The sequence below is a fragment of the Paenibacillus sp. BIHB 4019 genome, assembly GCF_002741035.1.
In the GTDB taxonomy this organism is placed as follows: Bacteria; Bacillota; Bacilli; order Paenibacillales; family Paenibacillaceae; genus Pristimantibacillus.
The window spans coordinates 2,758,610-2,785,000 of record NZ_CP016808.1 but is presented as its reverse complement, the minus strand read 5'-3'; the positions used below and the strand labels follow the sequence as shown (position 1 = coordinate 2,785,000).

General features: G+C 47.0%; 43 protein-coding genes and 1 pseudogene (1 of these 44 running past the window's edge). 1 reads left to right on the top strand and 43 read right to left on the bottom strand.

Annotation, left to right across the window (positions count from 1 at the left end):
- Nucleotides 1-93, bottom strand: the beginning of a protein-coding gene (locus BBD42_RS11920) for a KinB-signaling pathway activation protein (RefSeq protein ID WP_237163450.1). 537 nt of this gene lie to the left of the window's left edge; only the first 93 of its 630 coding nucleotides appear in the window; the start codon lies at nucleotides 91-93; the stop codon falls past the left edge of the window.
- A gap of 154 nt (nucleotides 94-247) precedes the next feature.
- Here BBD42_RS11920 and gerD point away from each other — a divergent pair, with 154 nt between their 5' ends.
- The gene (gerD, locus tag BBD42_RS11915) at nucleotides 248-937 is read left to right on the top strand and encodes a spore germination lipoprotein GerD (RefSeq protein WP_172455462.1); all 690 of its coding nucleotides are present in this window, start codon (nucleotides 248-250) and stop codon (nucleotides 935-937) included.
- A 252-nt stretch (nucleotides 938-1,189) separates the two neighbouring features.
- On the opposite strand, the gene BBD42_RS11910 is transcribed toward gerD, so the two are convergent.
- From BBD42_RS11910 to tuf, 42 genes and pseudogenes are all read right to left on the bottom strand, one after another.
- Nucleotides 1,190-2,299 (bottom strand): Mrp/NBP35 family ATP-binding protein, encoded by a 1,110-nt coding sequence (locus tag BBD42_RS11910; RefSeq protein ID WP_099518299.1) that lies wholly within the window; start codon nucleotides 2,297-2,299, stop codon nucleotides 1,190-1,192.
- Between the two features lie 105 nt (nucleotides 2,300-2,404).
- Nucleotides 2,405-3,184, bottom strand: coding sequence for an N-acetylmuramoyl-L-alanine amidase CwlD (gene cwlD / locus BBD42_RS11905; RefSeq protein WP_237163515.1), 780 nt, complete (start codon nucleotides 3,182-3,184; stop codon nucleotides 2,405-2,407).
- A 116-nt stretch (nucleotides 3,185-3,300) separates the two neighbouring features.
- Nucleotides 3,301-3,427, bottom strand: a pseudogene (gene sat, locus BBD42_RS32835) (sulfate adenylyltransferase); the annotation flags it as partial.
- A 1-nt stretch (nucleotide 3,428) separates the two neighbouring features.
- Nucleotides 3,429-4,124: a phosphoadenylyl-sulfate reductase gene (locus BBD42_RS11900; protein WP_099518298.1), complete on the bottom strand. Its 696-nt coding sequence runs from the start codon at nucleotides 4,122-4,124 to the stop codon at nucleotides 3,429-3,431.
- 378 nt (nucleotides 4,125-4,502) lie between these two features.
- On the bottom strand, nucleotides 4,503-4,895 hold the full coding sequence (gene rpsI / locus BBD42_RS11895; protein ID WP_046234255.1) for a 30S ribosomal protein S9: 393 nt from the start codon (nucleotides 4,893-4,895) through the stop codon (nucleotides 4,503-4,505).
- Between the two features lie 20 nt (nucleotides 4,896-4,915).
- Nucleotides 4,916-5,353 (bottom strand): 50S ribosomal protein L13, encoded by a 438-nt coding sequence (gene rplM, locus BBD42_RS11890; RefSeq protein ID WP_046234254.1) that lies wholly within the window; start codon nucleotides 5,351-5,353, stop codon nucleotides 4,916-4,918.
- A gap of 184 nt (nucleotides 5,354-5,537) precedes the next feature.
- On the bottom strand, nucleotides 5,538-6,296 hold the full coding sequence (truA, locus tag BBD42_RS11885; RefSeq protein ID WP_099518297.1) for a tRNA pseudouridine(38-40) synthase TruA: 759 nt from the start codon (nucleotides 6,294-6,296) through the stop codon (nucleotides 5,538-5,540).
- 198 nt (nucleotides 6,297-6,494) lie between these two features.
- Complete coding sequence (rplQ, locus tag BBD42_RS11880; protein WP_046234252.1) at nucleotides 6,495-6,860, bottom strand: 50S ribosomal protein L17; 366 nt, start codon at nucleotides 6,858-6,860, stop codon at nucleotides 6,495-6,497.
- 42 nt (nucleotides 6,861-6,902) lie between these two features.
- A complete protein-coding gene (locus tag BBD42_RS11875; protein WP_046234251.1) occupies nucleotides 6,903-7,847 on the bottom strand; it encodes a DNA-directed RNA polymerase subunit alpha in 945 nt (314 codons plus the stop codon).
- Nucleotides 7,848-7,973: 126 nt separating this feature from the next.
- Nucleotides 7,974-8,369, bottom strand: coding sequence for a 30S ribosomal protein S11 (gene rpsK / locus BBD42_RS11870; protein ID WP_046234250.1), 396 nt, complete (start codon nucleotides 8,367-8,369; stop codon nucleotides 7,974-7,976).
- A gap of 19 nt (nucleotides 8,370-8,388) precedes the next feature.
- Entirely contained in the window at nucleotides 8,389-8,757 is a 369-nt protein-coding gene (gene rpsM / locus BBD42_RS11865) for a 30S ribosomal protein S13 (RefSeq protein ID WP_046234249.1), read from the bottom strand.
- A gap of 18 nt (nucleotides 8,758-8,775) precedes the next feature.
- Nucleotides 8,776-8,889, bottom strand: coding sequence for a 50S ribosomal protein L36 (gene rpmJ, locus BBD42_RS11860; protein ID WP_003333770.1), 114 nt, complete (start codon nucleotides 8,887-8,889; stop codon nucleotides 8,776-8,778).
- 44 nt (nucleotides 8,890-8,933) lie between these two features.
- Nucleotides 8,934-9,149 (bottom strand): translation initiation factor IF-1, encoded by a 216-nt coding sequence (infA, locus tag BBD42_RS11855; protein WP_046234248.1) that lies wholly within the window; start codon nucleotides 9,147-9,149, stop codon nucleotides 8,934-8,936.
- A 3-nt stretch (nucleotides 9,150-9,152) separates the two neighbouring features.
- Nucleotides 9,153-9,434 carry a KOW domain-containing RNA-binding protein gene (locus BBD42_RS11850; RefSeq protein ID WP_056035813.1) on the bottom strand — a complete coding sequence of 94 codons (282 nt, stop codon included), beginning with the start codon at nucleotides 9,432-9,434 and terminating at the stop codon, nucleotides 9,153-9,155.
- A 7-nt stretch (nucleotides 9,435-9,441) separates the two neighbouring features.
- Entirely contained in the window at nucleotides 9,442-10,203 is a 762-nt protein-coding gene (gene map, locus BBD42_RS11845) for a type I methionyl aminopeptidase (RefSeq protein WP_056035809.1), read from the bottom strand.
- Nucleotides 10,203-10,853 (bottom strand): adenylate kinase, encoded by a 651-nt coding sequence (locus BBD42_RS11840; RefSeq protein ID WP_099518296.1) that lies wholly within the window; start codon nucleotides 10,851-10,853, stop codon nucleotides 10,203-10,205. The genes map and BBD42_RS11840 overlap by 1 nt, the downstream gene beginning before the upstream one ends.
- An 86-nt stretch (nucleotides 10,854-10,939) precedes the next feature.
- Nucleotides 10,940-12,241: a preprotein translocase subunit SecY gene (secY, locus tag BBD42_RS11835; RefSeq protein ID WP_056035803.1), complete on the bottom strand. Its 1,302-nt coding sequence runs from the start codon at nucleotides 12,239-12,241 to the stop codon at nucleotides 10,940-10,942.
- The gene (gene rplO / locus BBD42_RS11830; protein WP_046234243.1) at nucleotides 12,242-12,682 is read right to left on the bottom strand and encodes a 50S ribosomal protein L15; all 441 of its coding nucleotides are present in this window, start codon (nucleotides 12,680-12,682) and stop codon (nucleotides 12,242-12,244) included.
- A gap of 44 nt (nucleotides 12,683-12,726) precedes the next feature.
- Nucleotides 12,727-12,906, bottom strand: a complete 180-nt coding sequence (gene rpmD / locus BBD42_RS11825) for a 50S ribosomal protein L30 (RefSeq protein WP_046234242.1) — start codon at nucleotides 12,904-12,906, stop codon at nucleotides 12,727-12,729.
- 13 nt (nucleotides 12,907-12,919) lie between these two features.
- Nucleotides 12,920-13,417, bottom strand: coding sequence for a 30S ribosomal protein S5 (gene rpsE / locus BBD42_RS11820; RefSeq protein WP_046234241.1), 498 nt, complete (start codon nucleotides 13,415-13,417; stop codon nucleotides 12,920-12,922).
- 30 nt (nucleotides 13,418-13,447) lie between these two features.
- Nucleotides 13,448-13,816 carry a 50S ribosomal protein L18 gene (rplR, locus tag BBD42_RS11815; protein ID WP_046234240.1) on the bottom strand — a complete coding sequence of 123 codons (369 nt, stop codon included), beginning with the start codon at nucleotides 13,814-13,816 and terminating at the stop codon, nucleotides 13,448-13,450.
- A 60-nt stretch (nucleotides 13,817-13,876) separates the two neighbouring features.
- A complete protein-coding gene (gene rplF, locus BBD42_RS11810) occupies nucleotides 13,877-14,419 on the bottom strand; it encodes a 50S ribosomal protein L6 (protein ID WP_046234239.1) in 543 nt (180 codons plus the stop codon).
- 31 nt (nucleotides 14,420-14,450) lie between these two features.
- On the bottom strand, nucleotides 14,451-14,849 hold the full coding sequence (rpsH, locus tag BBD42_RS11805) for a 30S ribosomal protein S8 (protein ID WP_046234238.1): 399 nt from the start codon (nucleotides 14,847-14,849) through the stop codon (nucleotides 14,451-14,453).
- A 31-nt stretch (nucleotides 14,850-14,880) separates the two neighbouring features.
- Entirely contained in the window at nucleotides 14,881-15,066 is a 186-nt protein-coding gene (locus tag BBD42_RS11800; protein ID WP_013312154.1) for a type Z 30S ribosomal protein S14, read from the bottom strand.
- 26 nt (nucleotides 15,067-15,092) lie between these two features.
- Nucleotides 15,093-15,635 carry a 50S ribosomal protein L5 gene (gene rplE, locus BBD42_RS11795; RefSeq protein ID WP_046234237.1) on the bottom strand — a complete coding sequence of 181 codons (543 nt, stop codon included), beginning with the start codon at nucleotides 15,633-15,635 and terminating at the stop codon, nucleotides 15,093-15,095.
- 29 nt (nucleotides 15,636-15,664) lie between these two features.
- On the bottom strand, nucleotides 15,665-16,018 hold the full coding sequence (gene rplX / locus BBD42_RS11790; protein WP_074905002.1) for a 50S ribosomal protein L24: 354 nt from the start codon (nucleotides 16,016-16,018) through the stop codon (nucleotides 15,665-15,667).
- Nucleotides 16,019-16,076: 58 nt separating this feature from the next.
- Nucleotides 16,077-16,445: a 50S ribosomal protein L14 gene (rplN, locus tag BBD42_RS11785; RefSeq protein ID WP_046234236.1), complete on the bottom strand. Its 369-nt coding sequence runs from the start codon at nucleotides 16,443-16,445 to the stop codon at nucleotides 16,077-16,079.
- 44 nt (nucleotides 16,446-16,489) lie between these two features.
- Nucleotides 16,490-16,753 (bottom strand): 30S ribosomal protein S17, encoded by a 264-nt coding sequence (rpsQ, locus tag BBD42_RS11780; RefSeq protein WP_056035800.1) that lies wholly within the window; start codon nucleotides 16,751-16,753, stop codon nucleotides 16,490-16,492.
- Nucleotides 16,754-16,807: 54 nt separating this feature from the next.
- Nucleotides 16,808-17,008 (bottom strand): 50S ribosomal protein L29, encoded by a 201-nt coding sequence (gene rpmC / locus BBD42_RS11775; RefSeq protein ID WP_046234234.1) that lies wholly within the window; start codon nucleotides 17,006-17,008, stop codon nucleotides 16,808-16,810.
- Entirely contained in the window at nucleotides 16,998-17,432 is a 435-nt protein-coding gene (rplP, locus tag BBD42_RS11770; protein ID WP_046234233.1) for a 50S ribosomal protein L16, read from the bottom strand. The genes rpmC and rplP overlap by 11 nt, the downstream gene beginning before the upstream one ends.
- Nucleotides 17,433-17,434: 2 nt before the next feature.
- Nucleotides 17,435-18,097, bottom strand: a complete 663-nt coding sequence (gene rpsC / locus BBD42_RS11765; protein ID WP_046234232.1) for a 30S ribosomal protein S3 — start codon at nucleotides 18,095-18,097, stop codon at nucleotides 17,435-17,437.
- Nucleotides 18,098-18,110: 13 nt separating this feature from the next.
- Complete coding sequence (gene rplV, locus BBD42_RS11760) at nucleotides 18,111-18,446, bottom strand: 50S ribosomal protein L22 (protein ID WP_046234231.1); 336 nt, start codon at nucleotides 18,444-18,446, stop codon at nucleotides 18,111-18,113.
- 42 nt (nucleotides 18,447-18,488) lie between these two features.
- Nucleotides 18,489-18,767, bottom strand: a complete 279-nt coding sequence (rpsS, locus tag BBD42_RS11755) for a 30S ribosomal protein S19 (RefSeq protein WP_046234230.1) — start codon at nucleotides 18,765-18,767, stop codon at nucleotides 18,489-18,491.
- A gap of 65 nt (nucleotides 18,768-18,832) precedes the next feature.
- Nucleotides 18,833-19,663: a 50S ribosomal protein L2 gene (gene rplB / locus BBD42_RS11750; protein ID WP_056035796.1), complete on the bottom strand. Its 831-nt coding sequence runs from the start codon at nucleotides 19,661-19,663 to the stop codon at nucleotides 18,833-18,835.
- A gap of 17 nt (nucleotides 19,664-19,680) precedes the next feature.
- Nucleotides 19,681-19,974, bottom strand: coding sequence for a 50S ribosomal protein L23 (rplW, locus tag BBD42_RS11745; protein ID WP_046234228.1), 294 nt, complete (start codon nucleotides 19,972-19,974; stop codon nucleotides 19,681-19,683).
- Nucleotides 19,974-20,597, bottom strand: coding sequence for a 50S ribosomal protein L4 (gene rplD, locus BBD42_RS11740; RefSeq protein ID WP_056035794.1), 624 nt, complete (start codon nucleotides 20,595-20,597; stop codon nucleotides 19,974-19,976). The genes rplW and rplD overlap by 1 nt, the downstream gene beginning before the upstream one ends.
- Before the next feature lie 27 nt (nucleotides 20,598-20,624).
- Nucleotides 20,625-21,248, bottom strand: a complete 624-nt coding sequence (gene rplC, locus BBD42_RS11735) for a 50S ribosomal protein L3 (RefSeq protein WP_056035792.1) — start codon at nucleotides 21,246-21,248, stop codon at nucleotides 20,625-20,627.
- A 46-nt stretch (nucleotides 21,249-21,294) separates the two neighbouring features.
- The gene (rpsJ, locus tag BBD42_RS11730; RefSeq protein WP_046234225.1) at nucleotides 21,295-21,603 is read right to left on the bottom strand and encodes a 30S ribosomal protein S10; all 309 of its coding nucleotides are present in this window, start codon (nucleotides 21,601-21,603) and stop codon (nucleotides 21,295-21,297) included.
- 489 nt (nucleotides 21,604-22,092) lie between these two features.
- Complete coding sequence (locus BBD42_RS11725; protein WP_056035789.1) at nucleotides 22,093-22,887, bottom strand: ABC transporter ATP-binding protein; 795 nt, start codon at nucleotides 22,885-22,887, stop codon at nucleotides 22,093-22,095.
- Nucleotides 22,887-23,804, bottom strand: a complete 918-nt coding sequence (locus tag BBD42_RS11720) for an ABC transporter permease (RefSeq protein WP_056035785.1) — start codon at nucleotides 23,802-23,804, stop codon at nucleotides 22,887-22,889. Before BBD42_RS11720 ends, BBD42_RS11725 begins: the two co-directional genes overlap by 1 nt.
- A gap of 109 nt (nucleotides 23,805-23,913) precedes the next feature.
- Nucleotides 23,914-24,975 carry an ABC transporter substrate-binding protein gene (locus BBD42_RS11715; RefSeq protein WP_099518295.1) on the bottom strand — a complete coding sequence of 354 codons (1,062 nt, stop codon included), beginning with the start codon at nucleotides 24,973-24,975 and terminating at the stop codon, nucleotides 23,914-23,916.
- A gap of 198 nt (nucleotides 24,976-25,173) precedes the next feature.
- Nucleotides 25,174-26,364: an elongation factor Tu gene (tuf, locus tag BBD42_RS11710; protein WP_056035781.1), complete on the bottom strand. Its 1,191-nt coding sequence runs from the start codon at nucleotides 26,362-26,364 to the stop codon at nucleotides 25,174-25,176.
- Nucleotides 26,365-26,391 lie beyond the last annotated feature (27 nt).

Genomic DNA, 26,391 nt, shown 5'->3' with positions numbered 1-26,391 from the left:
CATCGTTATTCCGCATATCGCCGTAGCCAAGCCGCCTACTGCCATACAGCTCCAAAAGAGAAAAAACCATTTTCTGATATTCACGTTTGACATCCCCCTAAATTTTTCAAGCACACCCTGTCCAACATCCTTTATTTTACCACGTTCACATTAAAAAGCTAACCTTTCCCCATGATAATCAATGGAACTTTGACACATACTACTCCCATCAATACAGGAATGCTGCCACGAAGGGAGAACACGAATCATGCGCATTCGTATGACGGTAATTATGCTTCTCATTGCAACGTCTTTTGTCTTGGCCAGTTGCGGATCAGAATCATCGGGAAGCAGCCAACAAGTCACGTACAAAGACATGAAATCGATGGTCATTGATATACTCAAAACGGAGGATGCTCAAAAAGCGCTCCAGGAATCGGCCCAGCAAATGTCGGGCTATAACGGGAACACCTCCAAGCTACTGTCCGTTCAGGATCAGGAGCAGGTCCGTCTGGCGGTAAAAGATGTGCTTGTCGCCCCGGAATATGACAAGGTGATCAAGACGCTGATGACCGACGTTCGTTTCGCTGGAGAATTTGCCAAAGCCGTCAATAAGCAGAACAAGGAAATTCACCAGCAGCTGCTTAAAGATCCATCGTATCAGGAGCAGTTAATTAAGGTGATGAAAAATCCGGAGATGGACAAGATGATTTTGGAGGTACTGCAAAGCACGCAGTACAAAAAGCAAGTCATGTCGATTATGCAGGAGTCGATGCAAAATCCGCTTTTCCGGCTTGAAGTGCTCGATCTAATGAAGAAAGCTGTACAGGAAGAGCTGAAACCGAATCCTAATGAAAAGGTGGATAAGCAAAGCTCTGGTGGGGATAAACAAGATTCGGGTGATGACAGTGGCCAGGATTCAGGCTCAGGAGATGGACAGCAGGATAATACGATGTAGCTTGTAATCAAGGTGAACGGTGAAACGGCTGCCGCCGTCCTTTTGGCGGCGCAGCGCATTTCAATCCGACAAATAGAAGAACAGTACGGGATAACCGGCATAACCAATACGTTCTTATATTTGGACAAAAAAAGCCCCCGCTATGAATGTAGGTAGGCCAGTTGCCTGGCTGATCTCATTCGTTGGCATGGGGCTTTTTATTTTAACTATTCGCTTGAAAAAGCGAGAGCTATTCGGTCGAAGAAGAGCGTGCTATTCGCATTTTTGAAGCACTTTGTCTGCAAGCTCCAAATAAAGCAGTCCTGTCTCGCTCTCTGCCTTGTATACGGATGGCGAGAAGTCCGGCTCTGATGGATGATTATCCGGCGCACCAAGCGGAATTTGGGACAGCAGCTCGGCATGAAGCGACTCAGCTAGCCTTCCGCCGCCGCCTCGGCCAAAAATGTATTCCGGCTCGCCGCATTTGCTGCATTTGTAATATGCCATATTTTCAACGATACCGATGATTTCGTGCTCGGTTTTAATGGCCATGGCCCCTGCGCGGGCAGCGACGAATGCCGCTGTAGCGTGAGGCGTCGTGACGATAATTTCTTTGCTTTGCGGGATGATCTGATGGACGTCCAGCGCCACATCGCCTGTTCCCGGCGGCAAGTCGAGCAGCAAGTAATCAAGCTGGCCCCATTCGATTTCGTCAAAAAAGTTGCGCAGCATTTTGCCCAGCATCGGGCCGCGCCATACGATCGGGCTGTTGTCCTCGACAAAAAAGCCCATTGACATCACCTTCACCCCGAATTTCTCAATCGGGATGACCCGCTCGTTCACGACCTGCGGGCGCTCTTCAATGCCCATCATATCGGGCACGCTGAAGCCGTAAATGTCGGCGTCAATAATGCCGACACGCTTGCCCCGGCGAGCGAGAGCGACCGCGAGGTTCACGGTCACTGTGGATTTGCCGACGCCACCCTTGCCGCTGGCGACGGCAATGAACTGCACCCCGCTGCGGGCATCCAGCAGCGGGCTCGCCAGCCCGGCCCCGTGGCCTTGCACGGGGCCGGCGGCGCCTGCGCCTGCGGCAGCGGAGGCTTCGCCGCCGCCGCTTGGCGCCCCGCGCTGCGCGGAAGCATCCGCCGCAGCTGCGGGCTCTAGCGCACGAAACCGGAAGTGCACGGTTTCGGCGCCCAGCCGCGCTAACGCTTCGCGCAGCGCGGCTTCCAGCGAGGGCTTCGCCTCCTCGCTGGCAACCAGCACCGTCAGTGAAACTTGACGGTCCTTCACCATCACATCGCGGACGGCTACCTCGCCCGCCGTATATAGCGCCGTTACGGCTTCAACGGCTTCCAAAGCTTGCTCACGTGTTAACATTAGGATACGTCCCACCTTTATGTATGCGATTACTGCTTATTAATAATGATTATAGCATAGTTAAGCAGCAACATTCATGGGTGTAACATGTCGGAACGATTTCCCTTATGGCTTCTCCTCGGCGGACAGCGTCATTTTCTCTCCAGCAGCATATCGCAGCATCCCTTGATATATGGAGGCGGCAACCTTGCGCTGGTAATCCGAATCGGCGAGCCGGGTTGCTTCCCCTGGATTAGACAGAAAGCCAACTTCAATTAAAGCGGTAGGCACATCCGTAATTGCTTTGAGCAAATAGACGGTGTTTTCCGTTGCGGCGACACGGCTCGTATTTTCCAAATTGCGTTTGATTTCGTTTTGAATAGCAGCAGCTAGTACCTTGCTGTCCTGATGATTAGCCGGATTGTAAAAGGTTTGCGCCCCCGACCATTTGGCCGACGGAATACTGTTCATATGAATGCTAATAACCAAATTAGGCTGGCTTTCCTTTATGACATTTACACGCTTATGCAAATCCTCTGTTTTCCGTCTGCTATAGGCTTTCGTATCTGGAGCTGCCAGATCATAGTCCCCTTCGCGTGTCATCACGACAATGGCCCCCGCCTGCTGCAAATAATCGCGCAAATAAAGCGCAATCGCCATATTCAAATCTTTCTCAACGACCCCCTGCTTGCTGACCGCCCCGCCGTCTACTCCACCATGCCCAGCATCAAGCGCGATCGTCTTACCGGACAAAGGCGTTGCCCAAGTTTTCCATGTCCGCGCTGTGCGCTCATCTCCGTAAGTAAGCAGCGTCCATACAAGTGCAATAGCCAGCACAGCAGCAGTCAACCGCAGCGCTCCCTTTAGCGTTATCCAAACGACCAAGCGTCGTCCCCATCGGCGCAAAAAAACCACCCCGTCCTCCATCAAATAATAATCAGCTCCAGCTTGGCCGGCGCTCATTATCATCTTATGGGACGAGATGGTTATTTATGAGTGTGTCTCTGCACATTCACAGTGCCACGCAGCAGCGCGCGTACATTTGTGCAAGGAAAGCGTCAAATGCTCGGATTTGTCATGCGGACATGGTTTGGTCGTCGCCATATTGCCGCATTATTGACAGAAGAAGCTGTGTTCGGAATAAAGCGGTTTATTTATGCAAGCCGCACTCTGTTTTTTCTTGCCCTGCCCAGCGTCCAGCACGCGGGTCTTCACCCGGCTTAACTTGACGTGTGCAATATTCGCAGCCAATGCTCGGATAGTTTTGATCATGAAGCGGGTTGTAGATGACATCATTTTCACGGATATAGTTCCATACATCCTCAGTTGTCCAATGCGCAATCGGATTAAACTTCACCAATCCGAATTTTGTATCATACTCGATTTTTTTCGCGTTAGCCCGTGTTGGCGCCTGATCACGACGGATACCTGTAATCCATGCTTCGTATTGGGACAAAATCCGCGTAAGCGGCTCTACCTTCCGAATGTCGCAGCATTGGTTAGCATCGGTTTTCCATAGCTCTTCGCCATATTGGGCAGCTTGCTGCTCCGGCGTAATTTTCGGCTTTACCTCTACGAACGGAATTCCTGGGTAACGCTCGATCATGCGATCGCGAGTTTCATACGTTTCTTTAAAGTGGAAATCAGTGTCCAAGTAGAAAATGTCCGTTGTTGGGCTAACCTTCTGCAGCATATCAACGAGCACAACATCCTCTGCACCGAAGCTGCAAGCAAAAGTAAGATTAGGGAATGTCGCAACCGCAAAAGCAATAATTTCCTCTGGCGTTGCATTTTCCAGCTCAACCGCCTGCTTGGCAATAAGGGCTTCCTTCTCAAAAAGATTCATCGTTTTACTCCTCCGCATCAATACCAAGTATATTGATCTGTAATTAAGTCTAATTATACGTCGACCATTCACAATCTTCAATATCTAGTTTACTCCAAAATGAATTAAAGTTTGATTATTATGCAAAAAAACGGGCTCTAAGCACACTTTCTCCGCTTGTCCCGTCTACATATCCTGTCTTTTCTTAAGCCTGCCTGCCAGCAAATATCCGGGTTGGTTTTTTCAGTGCTTTTTATGGACTATTTATTAGAAAAATGACGCCAAGGATTCGGTTCCTAACCGTTCCATTTATTTCAGCTTCTCGGCACCCTCCGTCACAAGCTTCAATAAACAACAAAAAACCCCCGGCCAGAAGGCCAGGGGCTGTTGAACAACATATTAACGTTTCGAGAATTGTGGCGCGCGACGAGCCGCTTTAAGACCGTATTTTTTACGCTCTTTCATACGTGGGTCACGAGTCAGGAATCCAGCGCGTTTCAGAGCTGGACGGTATTCAGCGTCTACTTTCAGTAGAGCGCGGGAGATACCATGACGGATAGCGCCAGCTTGGCCGGACATACCGCCGCCGTTAGCAATAACCAATACATCATATTGCGTAAGCGTTTCTGTCAGGTTAAGCGGTTGTTTAACGATAAGTTTCAATGTTTCCAAACCGAAGTATTCGTTGATATCACGTTTGTTAATGATGATTCGTCCTTCACCTGGCACGAGACGTACACGTGCAACAGAGTGTTTACGACGACCCGTTCCATAGTATTGCACTTGAGCCATGAAACTGTCCTCCCCTTTAATTACCCGCGAAGTTCGTAAACTTCAGGATTTTGTGCTTGGTGCGGATGTACCGAACCAGCGTATGCTTTAAGTCTAAGCTTCATTTTGTTACCTTGACGTGTTTTTGGCAACATGCCGTGAACAGCCAATTCGATAACGCGATCAGGCTTTTTGTCGATCATAACGTTAGCTGGTGTAACTTTCAAACCACCAGAGTACATCGAGTGACGGTAGTACATTTTGTCTGTCAGTTTTTTACCTGTCAGAACGATTTTTTCAGCGTTGATTACGATAACGAAATCGCCTGTGTCAACGTGAGGTGTAAATTGCGGCTTGTGTTTGCCACGGATCAAGCTAGCTGCTTCGCTTGCCAGACGACCGAGGGTTTTACCTTCCGCATCAATGATGTACCATTTACGTTCAACTTCATTTGGCTTAGCCATATAGGTGGTACGCATGGAGATCCTCCTTCATTCGCTTACGTTTAAAATTTAATTTTATCAAAGAACGTTTCCGTTCGATTTATAACAGTTATTGCTGCCAAGTTTGTGACGATCTCAGTCGGGGCTGTGGGATAGCCACTAAGAAAGCACAAGTTATATATTACTATAAAAAGTGGCCTAAAGCAAGCAGTTTGTACGATTAACTTCTTAGTTCATCGGGATATTCAACTTCGACCAGCGTAAGGCCATGAGGCATTGCAGTTGGGCCAGCCAAAGACCTGCTTTTGCCCTCTAATATGCGCTTCATATCTTCCGGCTGCAGCTTGCCTTGCCCTACCCACAGCAGTGTTCCCATAATAACCCGCACCATATTGTACAAAAAACCGTTGCCGGTCACGTACATATGAAGCTTGCTGCCCTGCTGTTCAAAATACGCCTCATAAATCGTTCTTATATGATGCGGCTTCGTCGAATGAATAGATGTAAAAGAAGTAAAATCATGCTCGCCTATCACATAGGGCAGTGCCTTCGCCATAGCCTCTGCGTCTAAGCGCATCGGATAATGAAAGCAATACTCGCGGGTGAATACATCCGGGAACTTGCCACGATCTATCGAATAACGATACGTCTTTCGTTTCGCCGAGCGCCGGGAATGAAAATGCTCCGGCACCTCGTGCGCCTCCAAAATAACGATATCCTTCGGCAGCCTCGTATTCAGCGCAATTGCCCATCGCTCCGCCGGTATGACCGACTTCGTATGGAAATTGAATACCTGGCCCATAGCATGAACGCCTGCATCCGTCCTGCCCGAGCCAATGATATGAATCTCCTCACCCGTGAGCGCCTTTAACGCTTTCTCAATCTCCTGCTGCACCGTTCTAAGATGCGGCTCCAGCTGAGATTGGAAGCCATTAAACTGCGCCCCATCATAGCTGACCTTTACTGCAATATTTCGCATGTGGAATTCCTCCCAGACCCTCGAGAGGGCTTCTACCCAAACCTTTAAAGGCTTCTATCCCAACTCTCACTAGAGAGTTTACCCAAACCTTCAAAAGCTCTCCAGCTTCTAGCTCCCTTATGCCTTTGCTGCATCTCCTGCTCTCGCAAAAGCCAGCAAATAAAAAAAGGTGGCCTCGAGGGTCCACCCTTTCTCATGTTACGCGCGGTCTACCAGTTCCAAATATACCATTGGCGCAGCGTCGCCACGGCGAGGTCCTAGTTTCAAAATCCGCGTGTATCCGCCCGGACGCTCCGAGTAACGGGGGCCCAGCTCCGAGAACAATTTTTGGATTGCATCTTGCTCTCCATCGATTGTTTCACGACGCACGTAAGCTGCTACTTGACGACGCGCGTGCAAGTCGCCTTGCTTCGCTTTCGTGATCAGCTTTTCAGCGATCGAACGAACCTCTTTCGCTTTTGCTTCCGTTGTTTGAATACGCTCATAAAGGAAAAGGTCAGTAACGAGGTCACGGAACAATGCTTTCCGCGCGCTAGCGTTACGGCCTAGTTTTTGATATGCCATCTTGATTTTCCCTCCCTTGCCTGTAGTCTAGACTAATTGATGCTACTCTTCCATGCGCAGGCCAAGACCCAGTTCTTCCAGCTTCTCTTGAACTTCCTCAAGCGACTTGCGGCCCAAGTTGCGAACCTTCATCATGTCCTCTTCGGATTTCGTAATCAGCTCTTGAACGGTGTTGATTCCTGCACGCTTCAAGCAGTTGTATGAACGTACGGAAAGATCCAGTTCTTCGATAGTCATCTCCAGAACTTTCTCTTTTTTGTCTTCTTCCTTCTCTACCATAATCTCGGCATCTTTCGCTTCGTCAGTCAAGCCAACGAACAGATCCAAATGCTCAGTCAAGATTTTAGCGCCGAGGCTTACAGCCTCTTCCGGACGAATACTGCCATCAGTCCAAACTTCCAGCGTAAGTTTATCATAGTTAGTCACTTGACCAACACGAGTATTCTCCACACTGTAATTTACACGTGTAATTGGCGTGTAAATCGAATCAACCGGGATTACTCCAATCGGTTGATCTTCCCTTTTGTTACGGTCCGCTTGCACATATCCGCGTCCCCGATTAGCAAAAACACGCATATGGAGCCGCGCGCCGGAGGCCAAGGTGGCGATGTGAAGATCAGGGTTCAAAATCTCGACATCGCTGTCAGCACGAATATCGCCCGCCGTAACGATTCCTTCGCCTTCAGCGTCGATTTCCAAAACCTTCTCTTCATCGGAGTGGATTTTCAACGAGAGGCCCTTCAGGTTCAGAATGATTTCAGTTACGTCTTCCATCACTCCTGGAACTGTAGAGAACTCGTGAAGCACTCCGTCGATCTGAACGGAAGTAACAGCTGCACCTGGCAAAGACGACAACAAAATTCGGCGAAGCGAATTTCCAAGCGTCGTGCCATAGCCACGCTCCAGCGGCTCAACAATGAACCGTCCGTAAGTCCCATCCTCGTTCAAATCCACGGTCTCGATTTTCGGCTTTTCGATCTCAATCACTAATAGTACCCTCCTTCAAACGTCGCTCCGTTACCATACCGTATCTTAAGTCAAATCTCGTAGTATGCCAAACCTTCACAACCATTATTCACAAGTTGCTGTCATTTGATACCACAGTGGATCCAACTATACGCGACGACGTTTTGGTGGACGGCATCCGTTATGAGGCACTGGAGTAACGTCTTTAATCAGGTTAACTTCTAGACCTGCTGCTTGAAGCGAACGAATAGCTGCTTCACGACCAGCGCCTGGACCTTTAACCATAACCTCAACGGTTTTCATGCCATGTTCCATTGCTGCTTTAGCTGCAGTTTCAGCTGCCATTTGAGCTGCGAAAGGCGTGCTTTTACGCGAACCTCTGAAACCCATGTTACCGGAGCTTGCCCAAGAGATTGCATTGCCGTGAGGGTCCGTAATTGTAACAATCGTGTTATTGAATGTCGAGCGAATGTGAGCGACGCCAGACTCAATATTTTTCCGATCACGACGTTTTGTACGAACGACTTTTTTCGGTTTTGCCATTATCCTATTTCACCTCTTCTTATTTCTTTTTGTTAGCTACAGTCCGACGAGGACCTTTACGCGTACGCGCATTTGTTTTCGTGCGTTGTCCACGAACAGGCAATCCACGACGGTGACGAACACCACGGTAACATCCGATTTCAATCAGACGTTTGATGTTAAGCGAAATTTCACGACGCAAGTCGCCTTCCACTTTAACTGTTTTGTCAATTGCTTCACGAATTTTCGCAAGCTCATCTTCCGTCAAATCACGAACACGAGTGTCCGCGTTAACGCCAGTTGTGCTCAAGATTTTTTGTGAAGTCACTTTGCCAATACCGAAAATGTATGTCAGAGCGATTTCGACGCGCTTATCACGCGGCAAGTCTACACCAGCTATACGTGCCATAGGCCGTTATCCCTCCTTCTATCCTTGTTTTTGTTTGTGTTTCGGATTTTCACAAATCACCATAACGTTGCCTTTGCGACGAATGACTTTGCATTTTTCGCAAATCGGCTTAACCGAAGGTCTAACCTTCATTGTGATTACCTCCCGAATCTTTCGCTCGCAAACCGCAATGCGGTCTACTTACGATAGGTGATGCGCCCTTTTGTTAAATCATAAGGCGATAACTGTATAACCACCTTGTCTCCTGTCAGAATACGAATAAAGTGCATTCTGAGCTTACCGGAAACATGTGCGAGAATTTGATGACCGTTCTCCAGCTCCACCTTGAATGTGGCATTCGGCAACGGTTCAATCACCGTACCTTCGACCTCAATGATGTCTTCCTTAGCCAACCGTCATTCTCCTTTCGCATGTGCAAACTTCTGTATAACATAACGTAACTTGGTATTGGTCACCCTGCCTGATTCAAGCAAGCTGTTTACAACTTCGCTGCTTATCACAGGCTGTAACTCGAGATGCAGAACGTTCTTCTTCTTTGGCGAGTCGAAGCGCCGCTTATCGCCATCTACAATCATAACGAAACGTTCGTCAATGACGGATATGACCACCGCATAGCTGTCTTCATCCTTGCCCCGAAGCACTTTGACAATTTGGCCTACCTGCGGAAACTTATCCATCTCTGGCTCAGTCCGCCTGTGGCTTCGATAGCGTCAAAATTTCAAAACCATTCTCCGTTACGGCAACCGTATGCTCAAAATGGGCACACATCGAGCCGTCTTCCGTTACGACCGTCCAATTGTCTTCAAGCGTGCGGACATATCGTTCACCGATGTTCACCATAGGTTCGATGCAAAGCACCATTCCTGGCTCAAGCTTCGGTCCGCGACCTGGCATACCATAGTTCGGAATTTGCGGCTCCTCATGAAGCTTCGCTCCAATTCCATGACCAACAAATTCGCGTACAACCGAGAAGCCAGCCGCTTCGACAACTTGTTGAACAGCATGGGATATTGTAAATAGCTTCTCATTCGGACGGATGAGATTTACGGCCGCATAAAGCGACTGTTCCGCTACATCCAGCAGCCTTTGTACTTCAGGCGTTACTGCGCCAACCGGGTAGGTCCAGGCAGAGTCGCCATGATAGCCATTGTACTGCGCTCCGATATCGATGCTAATAATATCGCCTTCGTTCAACTTCCGAGGTCCTGGAAAACCATGTACCAGCTCGTCATTTACAGAAGCGCAAATGCTGGCGGGAAAACCATTGTAACCTTTAAAAGAAGGCACGGCTCCTTGACTGCGAATGTAGTCTTCAGCTAGTTGATCAAGCTCCATGGTAGTAATACCCGGCTTCACCGACCTCGCCATCAACTGATGGGCATCCGCAACAATTCTGCCTGCTTCTCTCATATAGCGCAGCTCCGATTCGGATTTGCGTATAATCATTACAATGAACCTCGCAAGATGGAAGTGATGTCGGACGTTACCGCATCAATTTCCTTCTCGCCATCGACTTCGCGAAGAAGACCTTTATCACTGTAATAGTCAAGAAGTGGAGCAGTTTTGGAAATGTACTCATCCAGACGCGTTCCAACCTTCTCCTCCGTATCATCCGAACGCTGATACAATTCGCCGCCGTCTTTATCACAGACGCCTTCTTGCTTCGGCGGATTGAACAGAATGTGATACGTCGTTCCGCATGTTTTGCAAATGCGTCTTCCAGTTAGGCGTGCCAAGAGAAATCCACGATCAACCTTTAAATTAACGACATGGTGAATGCCTCGGTCAAGTTCCTTGAGCATGCCATCAAGCGCTTCGGCTTGTTGCAATGTCCGTGGAAAACCGTCCAGCAAAAACCCTTTATTGCAATCGTCTAGTGCAAGACGTTCTTTTACGATACCGTTCGTAATCTCATCAGGTACAAGCAGTCCTTTATCGACATACTCTTTCGCTTTGAGACCGAGCGCAGTGCCTTCTTTCATAGCAAGGCGGAATGCATCGCCTGTCGAGATGTGTGGTATACCAAACTCGGAAACGATTCGTTCAGCTTGCGTTCCTTTACCGGCTCCCGGAGGGCCCATGAATAAAATGTTCATTCGTGTTCCTCGCTTTAAACACAATAGGCTCATGCGGGTCCGTACCATCGCAAGCGACGTCACGGAAGCCCGAACAGAACCTATTGTTATTTATTGATAAACCCTTTGTAATGGCGTTTGATCAACTGGGTTTCGATTTGCTTCATCGTATCAAGCGCAACGCCGATAACGATCAGAAGCGAAGTTCCTCCAAGTTGCACCGTACGCGGCAATCCTGCAAGCGTTCCGAAGAGCACTGGCAAAATCGAGATAACCGCTAGGAAAAGCGCGCCCGTCAATGTAATACGTGACATAACGCGAGTCAGATAAGAAGAAGTTGGTTTACCCGGGCGAATACCTGGGATGTAGCCACCGTTCTTTTTCATTTGATCCGCCATTTGTACCGGATTAATTTGAACGAAGGTATAGAAGAAAGTGAAACCGATAATCAACAGTACATACAAGACCATACCAAGCGGTTTGTCATAATACATATTATTGATAATCCAGTTTGCCCATGCCGATCCATTCCAGAACTGAGCAATCGTAACAGGGAACATCAGAAGCGATACCGCAAAAATAACCGGAATAACGCCTGCTCCGTTTACTTTCATCGGGATATGAGTCGATTGTCCACCGTACATTTTTCTGCCCACTACGCGTTTAGCGTATTGAACCGGAATTTTACGAATCCCTTGCTGAACAAAGATAACACCGACGATTATGGCAATGATCGCAATAAGGATCAGAACCATTTTACCGATATTCCAGAACAAAGCAGCTTCTTGACCAATAAATTGATCTTGCCAAATTGTACGGATGTGGCCTGGGATACCAGCAGCGATACCTGCGAAAATCAGGATCGAAATACCGTTACCAATACCACGCTCAGTAATTTGCTCGCCAAGCCACATCAAGAAAGCAGTACCTGCAGTCAAGATGATAGCAACAACCAAATAATCAACGAAGGTCGCTCCAGGAATCATTTCATTGCCATATTGGCGGTTGAAGCCGATTGCTGTTGCAAAACCTTGAACCAAACCAAGAATAACCGTGCCGTAACGAGTAATTTGCGCGAGCTTACGTTTGCCGTTCTCGCCTTCCTTCGCCCACTCTGCAAATTTAGGAATAACATCCATCGATAACAGCTGCACGATAATCGAAGCTGTGATATATGGCATAATCCCAATTGCAAAGATAGAGAATTTGAAAAGCGCTCCACCAGAAAACGTGTTAAGCAAGCCGAACAAATCTGCACCTGCGCGATCAACTTGTTTGAACACTTCTTTATTGATGCCCGGTACCGGAATGAAAGAACCAATCCGGTAGATGAGCAGGATGAAAAGCGTAAATAGAATGCGCGAGCGCAAATCCGCTACTTTCCAAATGTTGGACACGGTTTTGAACAATTAGATCACCTCGGTTTTACCGCCGGCAGCCTGGATTTTCTCTACCGCAGATTGAGAGAACTTGCTTGCTTTTACAGTCAGTTGGACGTTGATTTCACCGTTACCCAAAATCTTAATGCCTGCCAGTGGATTTTTAACAATCCCTTGCTCAAGAAGAACTTCTGGAGTGACTTCGGTGCCTGCTGCAAAGCTGTTCAGCTCTTCAATGTTGATTATGGCATACTCTTTACGGAAACGGTTGTTAAATCCGCGTTTCGGTACACGACGGTACAATGGGTTTTGACCACCCTCGAAACCAGGACGAACACCACCGCCGGAGCGAGCATTTTGACCTTTGTGACCACGTCCAGCTGTTTTACCGTTACCGGTACCAATACCGCGACCTTTACGTTTTGGTGTTTGCTTGGAACCTGGTGCTGGTGCGAGTTCATGCAATTTCATCGTTCTTGCACCTCCTTGTTTATTTCTTTGTAGGAATGACTATCTTATACTTCTTCGACTTTAACCAAGTGGCTAACATGTTTAACCATGCCGCGAATAGCTACAGTATCGTTCAATTCAACGGTTTGACGGATTTTACGAAGTCCCAGCGATGCTACAGTAGCACGCTGTTTCTCGTTACGGCCGATCAAACTGCGAACGAGGGTGATTTGCAATTTTGCCATCGTATACCCCTCCTTAACCTAACAGCTCTTCGACAGTTTTACCACGAAGCTTCGCAACATCTTCAGCACGTTTCAAACGTGAAAGACCTTCGAGCGTTGCGTTAACCATGTTCATGGAGTTCGAAGAACCGAGGGATTTCGTCAAAATATCGCCAACGCCAGCAAGTTCAAGAACTGCACGAACTGGGCCACCAGCGATAACACCTGTACCTTCGGATGCCGGCTTCAGGAGAACTTCTCCAGCGCCGAAATGTCCTAGCACAAGGTGAGGAATTGTTGTACCAACGATTGGTACATGAATCAGGTTTTTCTTAGCATCTTCGATACCTTTGCGGATTGCATCAGGTACTTCGCCTGCTTTACCGATTCCTGCGCCAACATAGCCGTTGCCGTCGCCTACTACTACCAGTGCACTAAAGCTGAAGCGGCGTCCGCCTTTAACAACTTTGGCAACACGGTTGATGTTGACAACTTTTTCAGTAAGTTCTAACGTATTCGGATCTATACGCAAGTCGTTTAACCTCCTTATAAGTAAAGTCGATTAGAATTCCAGACCAGCTTCGCGAGCTGCATCAGCAAGCGCCTGAATTCTTCCGTGATACAAGTAACCACCACGATCAAATACTACTTGGTTTACACCTTTCGCTTGAGCGCGTTTTGCAAGCAATTCGCCGACTTTGCGAGCAGCTTCAACGCTGCCGCCGTTGCCGATAGCTTCAGTCAGCTCTTTGTCTTGTGTAGAAGCAGCAGCAAGTGTTACTCCTTGTACATCGTCGATCAATTGAGCATACATATGCTTAGCGGAACGAAACACAGACAGACGTGGGCGTGCAACCGTTCCATTGATTTTTTTACGAACACGCAAGTGTCTTTTCAGACGTGCCTTGTTTTTATCGCCTTTCGTAATCATTCAAGGTTCACTCCTTTCCAATTCCTCATACCGCTATGTTAAGCAGCCATGTCAGACTGCTTATTTCTTCTTACCAGCTTTACCTTCTTTGCGGATAATGCGCTCGCCTTCGTACTTGATACCTTTACCTTTATACGGCTCAGGCTCACGTACGGAACGGATTTTGGCAGCAAATGCGCCAACGAGTTCTTTATCGATTCCGCGAACAGTAATTTTCGTGTTCGCAGGAACGTCGAATTCGATTCCGCCTTCAGGAGCGATTTCCACTGGGTGAGAGTAACCAACGTTAAGAACGATTTTCTCACCATTTTTGCTTGCACGATAACCTACGCCAACGAGTTCAAGATTTTTCGAGAATCCGTCAGTAACTCCGCTCACCATGTTAGCGATGATGCTGCGAGTAGTACCGTGCAAAGAGCGATGCAATTTATTGTCAGAAGGACGTTCAATGACGATTTCAGTTTCACTCACATTGACTTTCATATCTTTGTGAAATTCACGGGAAAGCGTTCCTTTAGGTCCTTTAACAGTAATAACTGTGTTTTCCAAGTTGATTGTTACGCCGTTAGGCACTTGGATTGGTTTGCGACCAATACGGGACATCGTTACACCTCCAATCTTTGTGACTTGTTAATTACCAAACGTAGCAGACGACTTCGCCGCCAGCTTTGCCTTGACGTGCTTCTTTATCAGTCATAATCCCTTTGGACGTGGAAATAATAGCAATTCCCAGACCGCCCAGTACACGAGGGATCTCATTAGATTTTGTATAAACGCGAAGACCTGGTTTAGAAATACGTTTCAGACCAGTGATTACGCGCTCTTGGCTCGGGCCGTATTTCAAGAAAATACGGATAATCCCTTGCTTGTTATCCTCGATATATTCAGCATCGCGGATGAAACCTTCACGCTTCAGAATTTCAGCGATTTCCTTCTTCACTTTCGAAGCGGGCATTTCAACGGTTTCATGACGAACAACGTTCGCGTTGCGAATGCGTGTCAGCATATCTGCAATCGGATCAGACATAACCATTTGTGTTAACCTCCTTCCCGAACTAGGCTTATTACCAGCTTGCTTTCTTAACGCCAGGGATCTGGCCTTTGTATGCTAACTCACGGAAACAAATCCGGCAAATTTTAAACTTTTGCAAAACAGAGTGCGGACGGCCACAACGTTCACAGCGCGTGTAAGCACGCACTTTAAATTTCGGTGTACGTTGTTGCTTCACTTTCATCGAAGTTTTTGCCACTGGGTATTACACCTCCTAAAAGTGGATTACTTCGCAAACGGCATACCCAATTGGGTGAGCAATTCGCGAGATTCTTCGTCCGTTTTTGCCGTCGTCACGATGACGATATCCATACCACGAACTTTATCAACTTTATCGTATTCAATCTCCGGGAAGATCAATTGCTCTTTCAAACCCAGTGTGTAGTTACCGCGACCATCGAATGCTTTCGATGATACGCCACGGAAGTCACGTACACGTGGGAGGGAGATGTTGAACAGCTTATCCAGGAAATAATACATACGCTCGCCGCGCAGTGTTACTTTAACCCCGATTGGCATGTTCTCACGAAGTTTGAAGCCGGCAATGGACTTCTTCGCGCGTGTTACAACCGGTTTTTGACCGGCGATTTGACGAAGCTCATCAACAGCAACATCAAGTACTTTCGAGTTAGCAACCGCTTCGCCGACACCCATATTGATGACGACTTTCTCGATTTTAGGCACTTGCATAACTGTTGTATAGTTAAACTTCTGCATCAGAGCAGGAGTGATCTCGTTAAGAAAACGATCCTTCATTCTTGCAGCCATGATTCATGGTCCTCCTTCCTACAGTAACGTTAGTCGATTACTTCGCCGGAACGTTTTGCGATCCGAACTTTTTTGCCGTTATCAAGCACTTTGTATCCAATGCGAGTTACTTTACCGCTCTTCGGATCAATGTGCATCACGTTCGATACGTGAATCGGCGCTTCTTGCTCGATGATACCGCCCTGCGGGTTAGCCTGCGATGGACGAGTATGCTTTTTAACCATATTGACGCCTTCTACAAGTACGCGGTTTTCACGCGGATATGCAGCGATTACACGGCCTTTTTTGCCTTTATCCTTACCGGAAATGACGATGACCGTATCATCTTTTTTAACGTGCAATTTATTGTTATGCGATTCAAGAATTTTTTTCAATCTTGGCATGAGTTACACCTCCTGCATGCTTGATGATCAAGCTATTGCAATCCCTTGGGGACTTTTATTAGATAACTTCTGGTGCAAGCGATACGATTTTCATGAAATCTTTATCGCGAAGCTCACGGGCAACTGGTCCAAAAATACGAGTACCACGTGGGCTCTTGTCTTCCTTAACGATTACAGCTGCATTTTCGTCAAACGCGATGTAGGAACCGTCTTTACGACGAACCGTACGCTTTGTACGAACGATAACTGCTTTAACAACATCACCTTTTTTGACAACGCCGCCTGGTGTTGCTTGTTTAACGGAACAAACGATCAAATCACCGATAGCCGCTACGCGACGACCAGTTCCACCAAGTACACGGATACACATCAGTTCTTTTGCACCTGAGTTATCAGCGACACGCAAACGGGAAAATGGTTGAATCATGTCAACGTCCTCCTTTCGGACAAAACTAGATTACATTTTCAAACTTAAAGGACAATCGCTACTTCAACAATCTCCACGAGTCTGAAGCGTTTGTCTTTCGAAAGCGGACGAGTTTCCATAATTTTTACAACATCGCCGATTTTAGCTTCGTTGTTCTCATCATGGGCTTTGAACTTTTTCGTGGATTTAATGCGTTTATGGTACAGGTTGTGTTTTTTATATGTTTCAATAGCAACAACAACTGTTTTATCCATTTTGTCACTCACCACTTTACCGACTAACACTTTGCGGGCATTACGTTCGCTCATGTTCTTCCTCCTTCCTTAAACCTTGGCAATTTTTCCTTAGTTAAGGACTACTATTTAGCTGCTGATTCCGAGTTCTCTTTCACGCAAGATGGTTTTAGCACGAGCAATTTCTCTCCGTACGTCACGAATCCGTGTCGGATTATCCAGTTGGCCAGTAGCCAATTGGAAACGAAGGTTGAATAGCTCCTCTTTAAAACCATTTACCTTTTGTTCGATCTCAGCAGAGGTTAGGTTACGAAATTCACTAGCCTTCATTTGCTTCACCACCTACTTCTTCGCGTTTCACGAACTTCGTTTTAACAGGCAGTTTGTGTGACGCAAGACGCATTGCTTCGCGAGCAACCTCTTCAGGTACTCCAGCAAGCTCAAACATAATTTTGCCTGGCTTAACTACAGCAACCCATTTCTCAACGTTACCTTTACCGCTACCCATACGAACCTCGAGAGGCTTTTGAGTGATTGGCTTAGCAGGGAAAATCTTAATCCATACTTTACCACCACGTTTGATGTAACGAGTCATAGCAATACGAGCCGATTCGATTTGACGGTTCGTAATCCATGACGGCTCAAGCGCTTGAAGACCGTATTCTCCGAAAGAAACTTCAGTACCGCCTTTAGCGCGACCTTTCATATGTCCGCGTTGTTGCTTGCGGTGTTTGACACGTTTAGGTACCAACATGATTAGTTGCCTCCTTCCTGGGGAGCTTTCTTCTTAACCGGAAGGACTTCGCCACGGTAGATCCAAACTTTTACACCGATACGACCATAAGTCGTATGCGCTTCAGCTGTACCATAATCGATATCAGCACGAAGGGTATGAAGTGGAACTGTACCTTCGCTATAGCCTTCTGAACGAGCAATTTCAGCACCACCGAGACGTCCGCTAACAGCGGTTTTGATCCCTTTAGCGCCAGCACGCATCGAACGTTGGATCGCTTGTTTCAAAGCACGACGGAAAGAAACACGACGCTCCAGCTGTTGTGCGATACTTTCTGCTACAAGAATAGCATCCATATCTGCTTGTTTAATTTCAGAAATATTAATGTGAACTTTTTTGCCTTTAGTGATCTTGCCAAGCTCCGTGCGCAGGTTCTCCACTTCAGAACCGCCTTTACCGATAACCATACCCGGCTTCGCAGTTTGAATCGTCACGTTAACACGGTTAGCCGCGCGCTCGATTTCGATGTGGGATACTGCCGCATCCTTAAGTTTGTTCTTCAGGTATTCACGAATTTTTACGTCTTCAATCAGAAGATCGCCGAAGTCTTTGCCTGCGTACCATTTGGATTCCCAATCACGGATAATCCCAACACGAAGACCGACCGGATTTACCTTTTGACCCACACGTTATCCCTCCTTATTTCTCAGATACCACCAAAGTGATGTGGCTGGTTCTTTTGTTGATTTTGCTTGCACGTCCCATTGCACGTGGGCGGAAACGTTTCATAGTTGGACCTTGGTTAACGAAAGCCTGGGAAATAACCAGCTTGTTAACGTCCAATTGATAGTTATGCTCAGCGTTAGCAATAGCAGAGTTCAGCAGCTTCTCCAAAATCGGGGAAGCAGATTTAGGCGTGTGACGCAGAATCGCGATTGCTTCGCCAACCTTCTTGCCACGAATCAAATCCGCAACGAGTTGAGCTTTACGAGGAGCAATACGTACGAATCTCAAATGCGCTTTAGCTTCAGACATGTGTGAACCTCCTTTCAATCGATAAAGATCTTATAGGCAAAATTATCTTCTGCCCGTCTTCTTATCGTCATCATGACCTTTGTACGTACGAGTTGGTGCAAACTCACCAAGCTTGTGTCCAACCATATCTTCCGTTACGTATACTGGCACGTGCTTGCGACCGTCATAAACGCCGAAAGTGTGACCAATGAATTGTGGGAAAATTGTCGAGCGACGGGACCAAGTTTTGACCACGACTTTTTTGTTTGCTTCATTCAAATCCTCGACTTTTTTGAGCAGGTAACCGTCAATAAACGGCCCTTTTTTCAAACTGCGACCCATTTGGAGTCCTCCCTTCGCGGAAACATAGCGTGACTCAAGGTCACGCAGCTTCTATTAAGCAGTTATTACTTCGTACGACGACGAATAATATATTGGCTCGAAGCTTTTTTCTTCTTGCGGGTTTTGTAACCAAGTGTTGGTTTGCCCCAAGGAGACATTGGCGATTTACGACCGATCGGAGCGCGACCTTCACCACCACCGTGTGGGTGATCGTTAGGGTTCATTACTACGCCGCGGACTTCTGGACGTCTGTTCATCCAACGGGAACGGCCGGCTTTACCGATTTTCACGAGTTCGTGATCTTCGTTACCAACAGAACCGATTGTTGCACGACAAGTTTTCAGAATGCGACGAACCTCACCGGAAGAAAGACGGATCGATACGTAAACTTCTTCTTTACCAAGAAGCTGAGCTTCTGTACCAGCAGCACGAACCAATTGTCCGCCTTTGCCTGGTTGCAATTCAATGTTGTGGATAACCGAACCAACAGGAATGTTACCAAGTGGAAGAGTGTTACCTACTTTGATATCAGCAGTAGGGCCGGACATTACTTGATCTCCAACTTTAAGACCTTTAGGAGCGATAATGTAGGCTTTCTCACCATCAGCGTAGTGGATTAGAGCGATGTTGGAAGTACGGTTTGGATCGTATTCGATCGTTGCCACTTTACCAGCAATTCCATCCTTAAGACGCTTGAAGTCGATAATCCGATATTTACGTTTGTGTCCGCCGCCTTGATGACGAACCGTAATTTTACCTTGGTTGTTACGACCAGCTTTTTTGAAAAGTGGTGCTAGCAACGATTTCTCCGGTGTGTCTGTTGTGATCTCTTCGAAAGTCGAGACCGACATACCACGACGTGCAGGAGAGGTCGGTTTATACTTTTTAATTGGCACTTGAATTTCCTCCTTTTCTAAACAGACGTTTCAAAGAACTCAAGTTCTTTGCTATCATCGCTCAGTTGAACGATTGCTTTTTTCCATTCGGATCTATAACCGCTATATTTACCATAGCGCTTAGGTTTGCCAGCAACACGCATTGTGTTAACGCTAGTAACCTTAACTTTGAAAATTTGCTCAATAGCGTTTTTGATTTCTGTTTTGTTAGAGCGAAGATCAACTTCGAACACGTAACGTTTGGAAACCATGTATTCGCTAGTACGTTCTGTAATAACAGGACGTTTAATAATATCGCGAGGGTTTTTCATTACGCAAACACCTCCTGTACTTTCTCTACAGCATCTTTAGTGATGATGAGCTTGTCATATACAAGTACATCCAGAACATTAATGCCGTCAGCTGCGACGAATTTCACACCTGGGATGTTACGAGCAGACAATGCTACATTGTCATCATAGCTAGGCAAAACAACAAGCGCTTTACGAGCCACTTTCAGATTGTTCAGAATCGCTACGAATTCTTTCGTCTTAGGAGTCGAGAACGACAATTGATCAAGAACGATAATTTCGTTAGCGATCACCTTCGAAGATAGAGCCGATTTGATTGCCAAACGGCGAACTTTCTTAGGAAGCTTGAAACCGTAAGAGCGTGGAGTCGGTCCAAATACTGTACCGCCGCCAACCCATTGCGGGGAGCGAATGCTACCTTGACGAGCACGGCCAGTTCCTTTTTGTTTCCAAGGTTTACGACCGCCACCACGTACTTCAGAGCGTCCTTTAGTTTTGTGAGTACCTGCACGCTCAGCAGCTTGCTGAAGCGTAACAGCGCTGTGTAGAACGTGTTTGTTAGGCTCGATACCGAAAACGCTATCTGCCAATTCAACCTCGCCTACTTGCGAACCGCTCACATTGTATAATGATACTTTAGGCATTTATTGTTCCTCCTTTCTTCTAAGAATTTATTTCTTAACGGTAAGTTTAACTTTCACAAAACCGTTTTTAGGGCCTGGTACAGAACCTTTAACTAGCAACACGTTACGCTCAGCGTCTACGCGAATAACTTCAAGCTTTTGAATCGTGATAGCGTCAGTACCCATGTGACCTGGAAGGCGTTTGCCTTTCGGTACGCGGTTCGCTTGAATCGAACCCATGGAACCTGGACCGCGGTGGTAACGGGAACCGTGAGACATAGGACCCGTGCTTTGTCCCCAACGTTTAATAACGCCGGCAAAGCCTTTACCTTTAGAAATACCTGTTACGTCAACGAATTCGCCTTCTGCGAAAAGGTCAGCTTTAACCACTTGACCAACTTCGTAGTCACCCAATTGGATGCCGCGAATTTCACGAACGTAGCGCTTAGGAGTAGCTCCCGCTTTTTTAGCGTGGCCAATTTCCGGCTTAATAGTTCTGCTTTCTTTCTTGTCGGCAAAACCGAGTTGAACAGCTTCGTAACCATCAGTTTCCTGGTCTTTCTTCTGCAAAACGACACATGGTCCAGCTTCGATAACAGTAACCGGAATTACATTACCTTCAGCAGTAAACACTTGAGTCATTCCAAGTTTTTTACCTAAGATACCTTTCATGTTGACACCTCATTTCCCTTCTATATCACATATACTGGTGTTGCTTTTACAGTTTGATTTCGATATCTACACCGGATGGTAAATCCAGGCGCATCAACGCATCAACCGTTTGCGGCGTAGGGTTAACAATGTCGATCAAGCGTTTATGTGTACGCATTTCGAATTGCTCCCTGGAATCCTTGTACTTGTGCACCGCACGGAGAATGGTGATGATTTGCTTTTCCGTTGGAAGCGGAATCGGCCCGGAAACACTCGCTCCGGAACGTTTTGCAGTTTCCACAATTTTCTCTGCGGATTGATCAAGAATCCTGTGATCGTACGCTTTCAAGCGAATACGAATCTTTTGCTTTGCCATATAAGTCCCTCCTTCTATCGCCCAATTTATTATCGGACATACTCCATGAGAAAACCCGGCACATGCCCCATGGCAAAGGGGCCGGGTGTGTCGGCAACCTCTCACATCATCGCAACGTCACAGACCAACAGACATTATTATAACGAAATGAATAGGCAAATGCAAGCAGAACTTTGCTTTCATGCTATTTTCAATTAAATTAGCGTTCTTTCATCCTTTTAGGCAAGAATATAACGTCTTTTAGGTTATTAGCTTCGACACATTGCCCGCTTCATAAACAAAACGATTGCTGTGCCTTCTATATATAATAGAAGAAACTCACCTGAATACCTTCAACTAACGGCTGCAAACCGCTAAAACAGCAAAAGATCGCACTTCTGTCCGTACATCGGCAACCTCTCACCCATGGCCCGGCAGAAAAGCGATCTTCTTTGCTTTATGGACAATGTATTACTACTGCTCTACTCAATCCGCTTTACTCTATGCTTATTAACCTAGCACAATCCGGTCGTCAGCCAGCTTCTTGCCGCTAATTTGTTCAAACTCGTTAAGCAGCTGCGCTACCGTAAGATCCTTTTTGCGGTGTTCATTAACATCGAGAATGATCCGGCCCTTGTCCATCATAATAAGACGGTTGCCCAGACGTATCGCCTGCTCCATATTATGCGTCACCATCAGCGTCGTCAGCTTCATCTCGTGTACAAGCGAATCGGTGAGCGCTGTAATCAGCTCTGCACGCGAAGGATCAAGCGCCGCCGTGTGCTCATCAAGCAGCAAAATTTGTGGCTTCGTAAAGGTCGCCATCAACAGGCTAAGCGCTTGCCGCTCGCCACCGGACAAAAGTCCAACCTTCGCGCCCAAGCGATTCTCAAGCCCTATGCCGAGCCTAGAAAGCTGCTCCTTGAAAAAAGCGCGCTTGGCCGGTGTCACACCTATCAATAGCGTACGCGGCTTGCCTCTTTTATAGGCCATAGCCAGGTTTTCCTCAATCGTCATGCGCGGCGCTGTACCCGCCATAGGATCTTGAAAGACTCTCCCGATCCACTTGCTGCGTTTAAATTCGGGCAGCAGTGTCATTTTATCCCCAGCTATTTCAACATCGCCGGCATCTGGACGCATGACACCCGAGATAATGTTCATTAAAGTAGATTTCCCTGCTCCATTGCTTCCAATAACCGTTACAAAATCGCCCGGCATCAGATGCAGATTAATGTTAATCAAAGCTGTCTTTTCATCAACAGTTCCTGGATTAAACAGCTTGGACACTTTTGAAATGTTCAGCATTACTGCCCACCTCCACGTTGTACAGGATCAGTCAGCAGCTCCGCCGAGCGTTTGCGTGCCATTTTTTTCTGCTTAAACGATTTCTGAATGGTTGGAACGACAAGGGCAACAATAACGATTACCGCTGTAATCAGCTTTAAGTCAGAAGCTTTGAGCCACTCCACCCGATAGGCAATTGTAATGATGATCCGATACACAATGGAACCAAGAACAACCGCCAGCGTGGCCCAAAACACCTTCCGGGCTCCAAAAATAGCCTCGCCAATAATAACCGATGCCAAGCCGACGACGATAACGCCGATCCCCATAGAAATATCAGCAGCAGTTGACTGCTGTGCGAATAAGGCTCCAGACAAAGCAACAAGTGCATTGGAGAGGGATATGCCGATAATTTTAGTCGTATCCGTATTGGAGCCAAAGCTCCGAATCATCCGCTCATTATCTCCCGTTGCACGCAAGCTTAGCCCTAAGTCCGTATGCAGAAACAAATCCAGCAGAAGCTTCGTCACAATAACAACGATTACGACAATAACAAGCACGTTGCTAGTCGTAAAAATCGTATCCATTCCATATACCGACACATTCGGCTTGCCCATAATTCGCAGATTAATGGAATATAGGGCAATCATCATAATAATGCCGGAGAGCAGCCCATTTATTTTGCCTTTCGTATGCAAAAGCCCGGTAATGGCTCCCGCAGCCGCACCACCGCCAAAAGCAGCAATAGTAGCCACCCAAGGCGACATGCCATTCGTTATCAAAATCATTGCAATGCCGCCGCCTGTAGTGAAGCTGCCTTCCACGGTCAAATCGGGAAAATCTAAAATCCGATACGTAATGTAGACGCCCAGCGCCATCAACGCATAAATTAAGCCAAGCTCAATTGCACCAGGCATCGATTTCAACAAACTAAGCAATAGGAAACCTCCTCATGAAAAACGGGCCAATTGTAAACGGCTACTGCCGTCTAATGGCGACAATAGCCGTTACGTTACTTTGCAATAAAATTTTCCGTTAAGTTGCGAACTATTCAATAATGTTGGAAGCAGCATCCTTGACTTGATTTTTCATCTCATCGGTCACCGTAATGCCTTGTTCCTTAGCTGCCTTCATGTTCAAAATAAGATCAAGCTTGTCCGGCACAGTTACTTTCATATCGCCCGGCTTCTTGCCGTTTTTCAAAATATCCACAGCCATTTGACCTACTTGGTAACCATGATCATAATATTTGAAACCAATTGTTGCAAAGGCGCCGCGCTCAACCGTATCGCGATCGCTCGCAAAAAACGGAAGATCATTATCATTTGCTACTTTAATCAGAGTATCCAGACTGCTCACTACTGAGTTATCCAGCGTAATATACAGGGCGTCCACTTTACCCACAAGGGAAGCTGCTGCCTGCTGAACTTCTGCTGTGTTGCTTACAGCTGCACGAACGAGCTTAATCTCATGCTTAGCTAGCGCTTCTTCAGCAATTTTAGCCATAACAACGGCATTTGGCTCACCTTCATTAATAACTAGGCCCACGTTTTTAACATTAGGGAAATTAGCAGCTACAAAGTCCATTAGCTCTGTAATCGCTGCAGGATTTGTATCGGACGCTCCCGAAACAAGACCGCCTGGTGCATCAAGGTTTGTAACGAGCTTTGAATCAATCGGATCGGTAACAGCTGCGAACAGCACAGGACGATCAGTCACTTCTTTAACAAGCGCTTGTGCTGATGGTGTAGCAATACCTAACGCCAAATCACTTTTATCAGCCGCGATCTTTTGAGCCAACGTTTGGTTGTTTGCTTGATCTGCTTGAGCCGTATTAAAATCAATGGTTAAATTCTGTCCTTCAACCAAGCCCGCATCCTTCAAGGCAGCAATAAATCCTTCTCTTGTTGCATCAAGCGACGGATGCTCTACATATTGCGAGATTGAAATTTTATAATTTTCTTTCGCCCCACTGTCCGTTGCTTCAGCAGAACTGCTTGGTGCAGTTGAAGCCTGTTCCCCTGTATTGCCGTTTCCTTTGCTGCCCCCACATGCCGAAATGACCAAAACGAGGACCAGCATTAATCCTACCCACATATTTTTTCTCATCTTCTTTAAAACCTCCCCTACATAATAAGCTGCATCTGTCTTACGTTCCCATAAGGTTTCCCTCTATCGCAGCTGTATACATCTTCTCTCATATTAAGGGCGATGCAGCAGCCCCGTCAATGACTTGTCCTTGGAAAATAAAAAACCTCTCACCGAGGTGAGAGGTTTGATTCGTGCGCGGCTTAAAGCCGCACGCGATTATTTTTGGATAGTTGCTACAGCGCCAGCGCCTACAGTACGGCCGCCTTCACGGATGGAGAAACGAGTTCCCTCTTCAACCGCGATTGGAGCGATAAGCTCAACAGTAACTGTGATGTTGTCGCCAGGCATAACCATTTCAGTACCTTCTGGCAGGTTGATGATACCAGTAACGTCAGTTGTACGGAAGTAGAACTGTGGACGGTATCCAGTGAAGAAAGGCTTGTGACGGCCACCCTCTTCTTTAGTCAGAACGTAGATTTGTGCAGTGAAGTTAGTGTGTGGTTTAACCGAACCCGGTTTAGCCAATACTTGTCCACGCTCAATATCTTTACGGTCTACACCACGAAGCAATGCGCCAACGTTGTCGCCTGCTTGAGCGGAGTCAAGCAATTTACGGAACATTTCAACGCCTGTTACTACGGATTTGCGGGACTCTTCAGCAAGACCGATAATTTCGATCTCGTCGCCTACTTTGATAACGCCACGCTCAACACGGCCAGTTGCTACTGTACCACGGCCAGTGATTGTGAATACGTCCTCGACAGGCATAAGGAAAGGTTTTGCAACATCGCGCTCAGGAGTTGGGATGTAAGTATCAACTTGCTCGAAGAGCTCGATGATTTTTTCAGCCCAAGGACCATCAGGGTTTTGCAAAGCTTCACGAGCTGCACCACGGATGATTGGAGTGTCGTCGCCTGGGAACTCATACTCGGAAAGAAGGTCGCGAACTTCCATCTCAACCAGTTCAAGAAGCTCTTCGTCTTCAACCATGTCGCATTTGTTCAGGAATACAACGATGTAAGGAACGCCAACTTGCTTGGACAGCAAGATGTGCTCACGAGTTTGTGGCATAGGGCCATCAGCTGCGGAAACTACTAGGATTGCTCCGTCCATTTGTGCAGCACCAGTGATCATGTTTTTTACATAGTCGGCGTGACCTGGGCAGTCAACGTGAGCGTAGTGACGAGCTGGCGTCTCATACTCAACGTGAGCTGTCGAGATCGTGATACCACGCTCGCGCTCTTCTGGAGCTTTATCGATTTGGTCAAAAGCGATAGCAGCACCGCCGTATTTTTTGGAAAGTACAGTAGTGATTGCTGCAGTCAGAGTCGTTTTACCGTGATCGACGTGACCAATAGTACCGATATTAACGTGCGGTTTGTTACGTTCAAATTTAGCTTTTCCCATTGAACTTAATCCTCCTCAATATTTAAA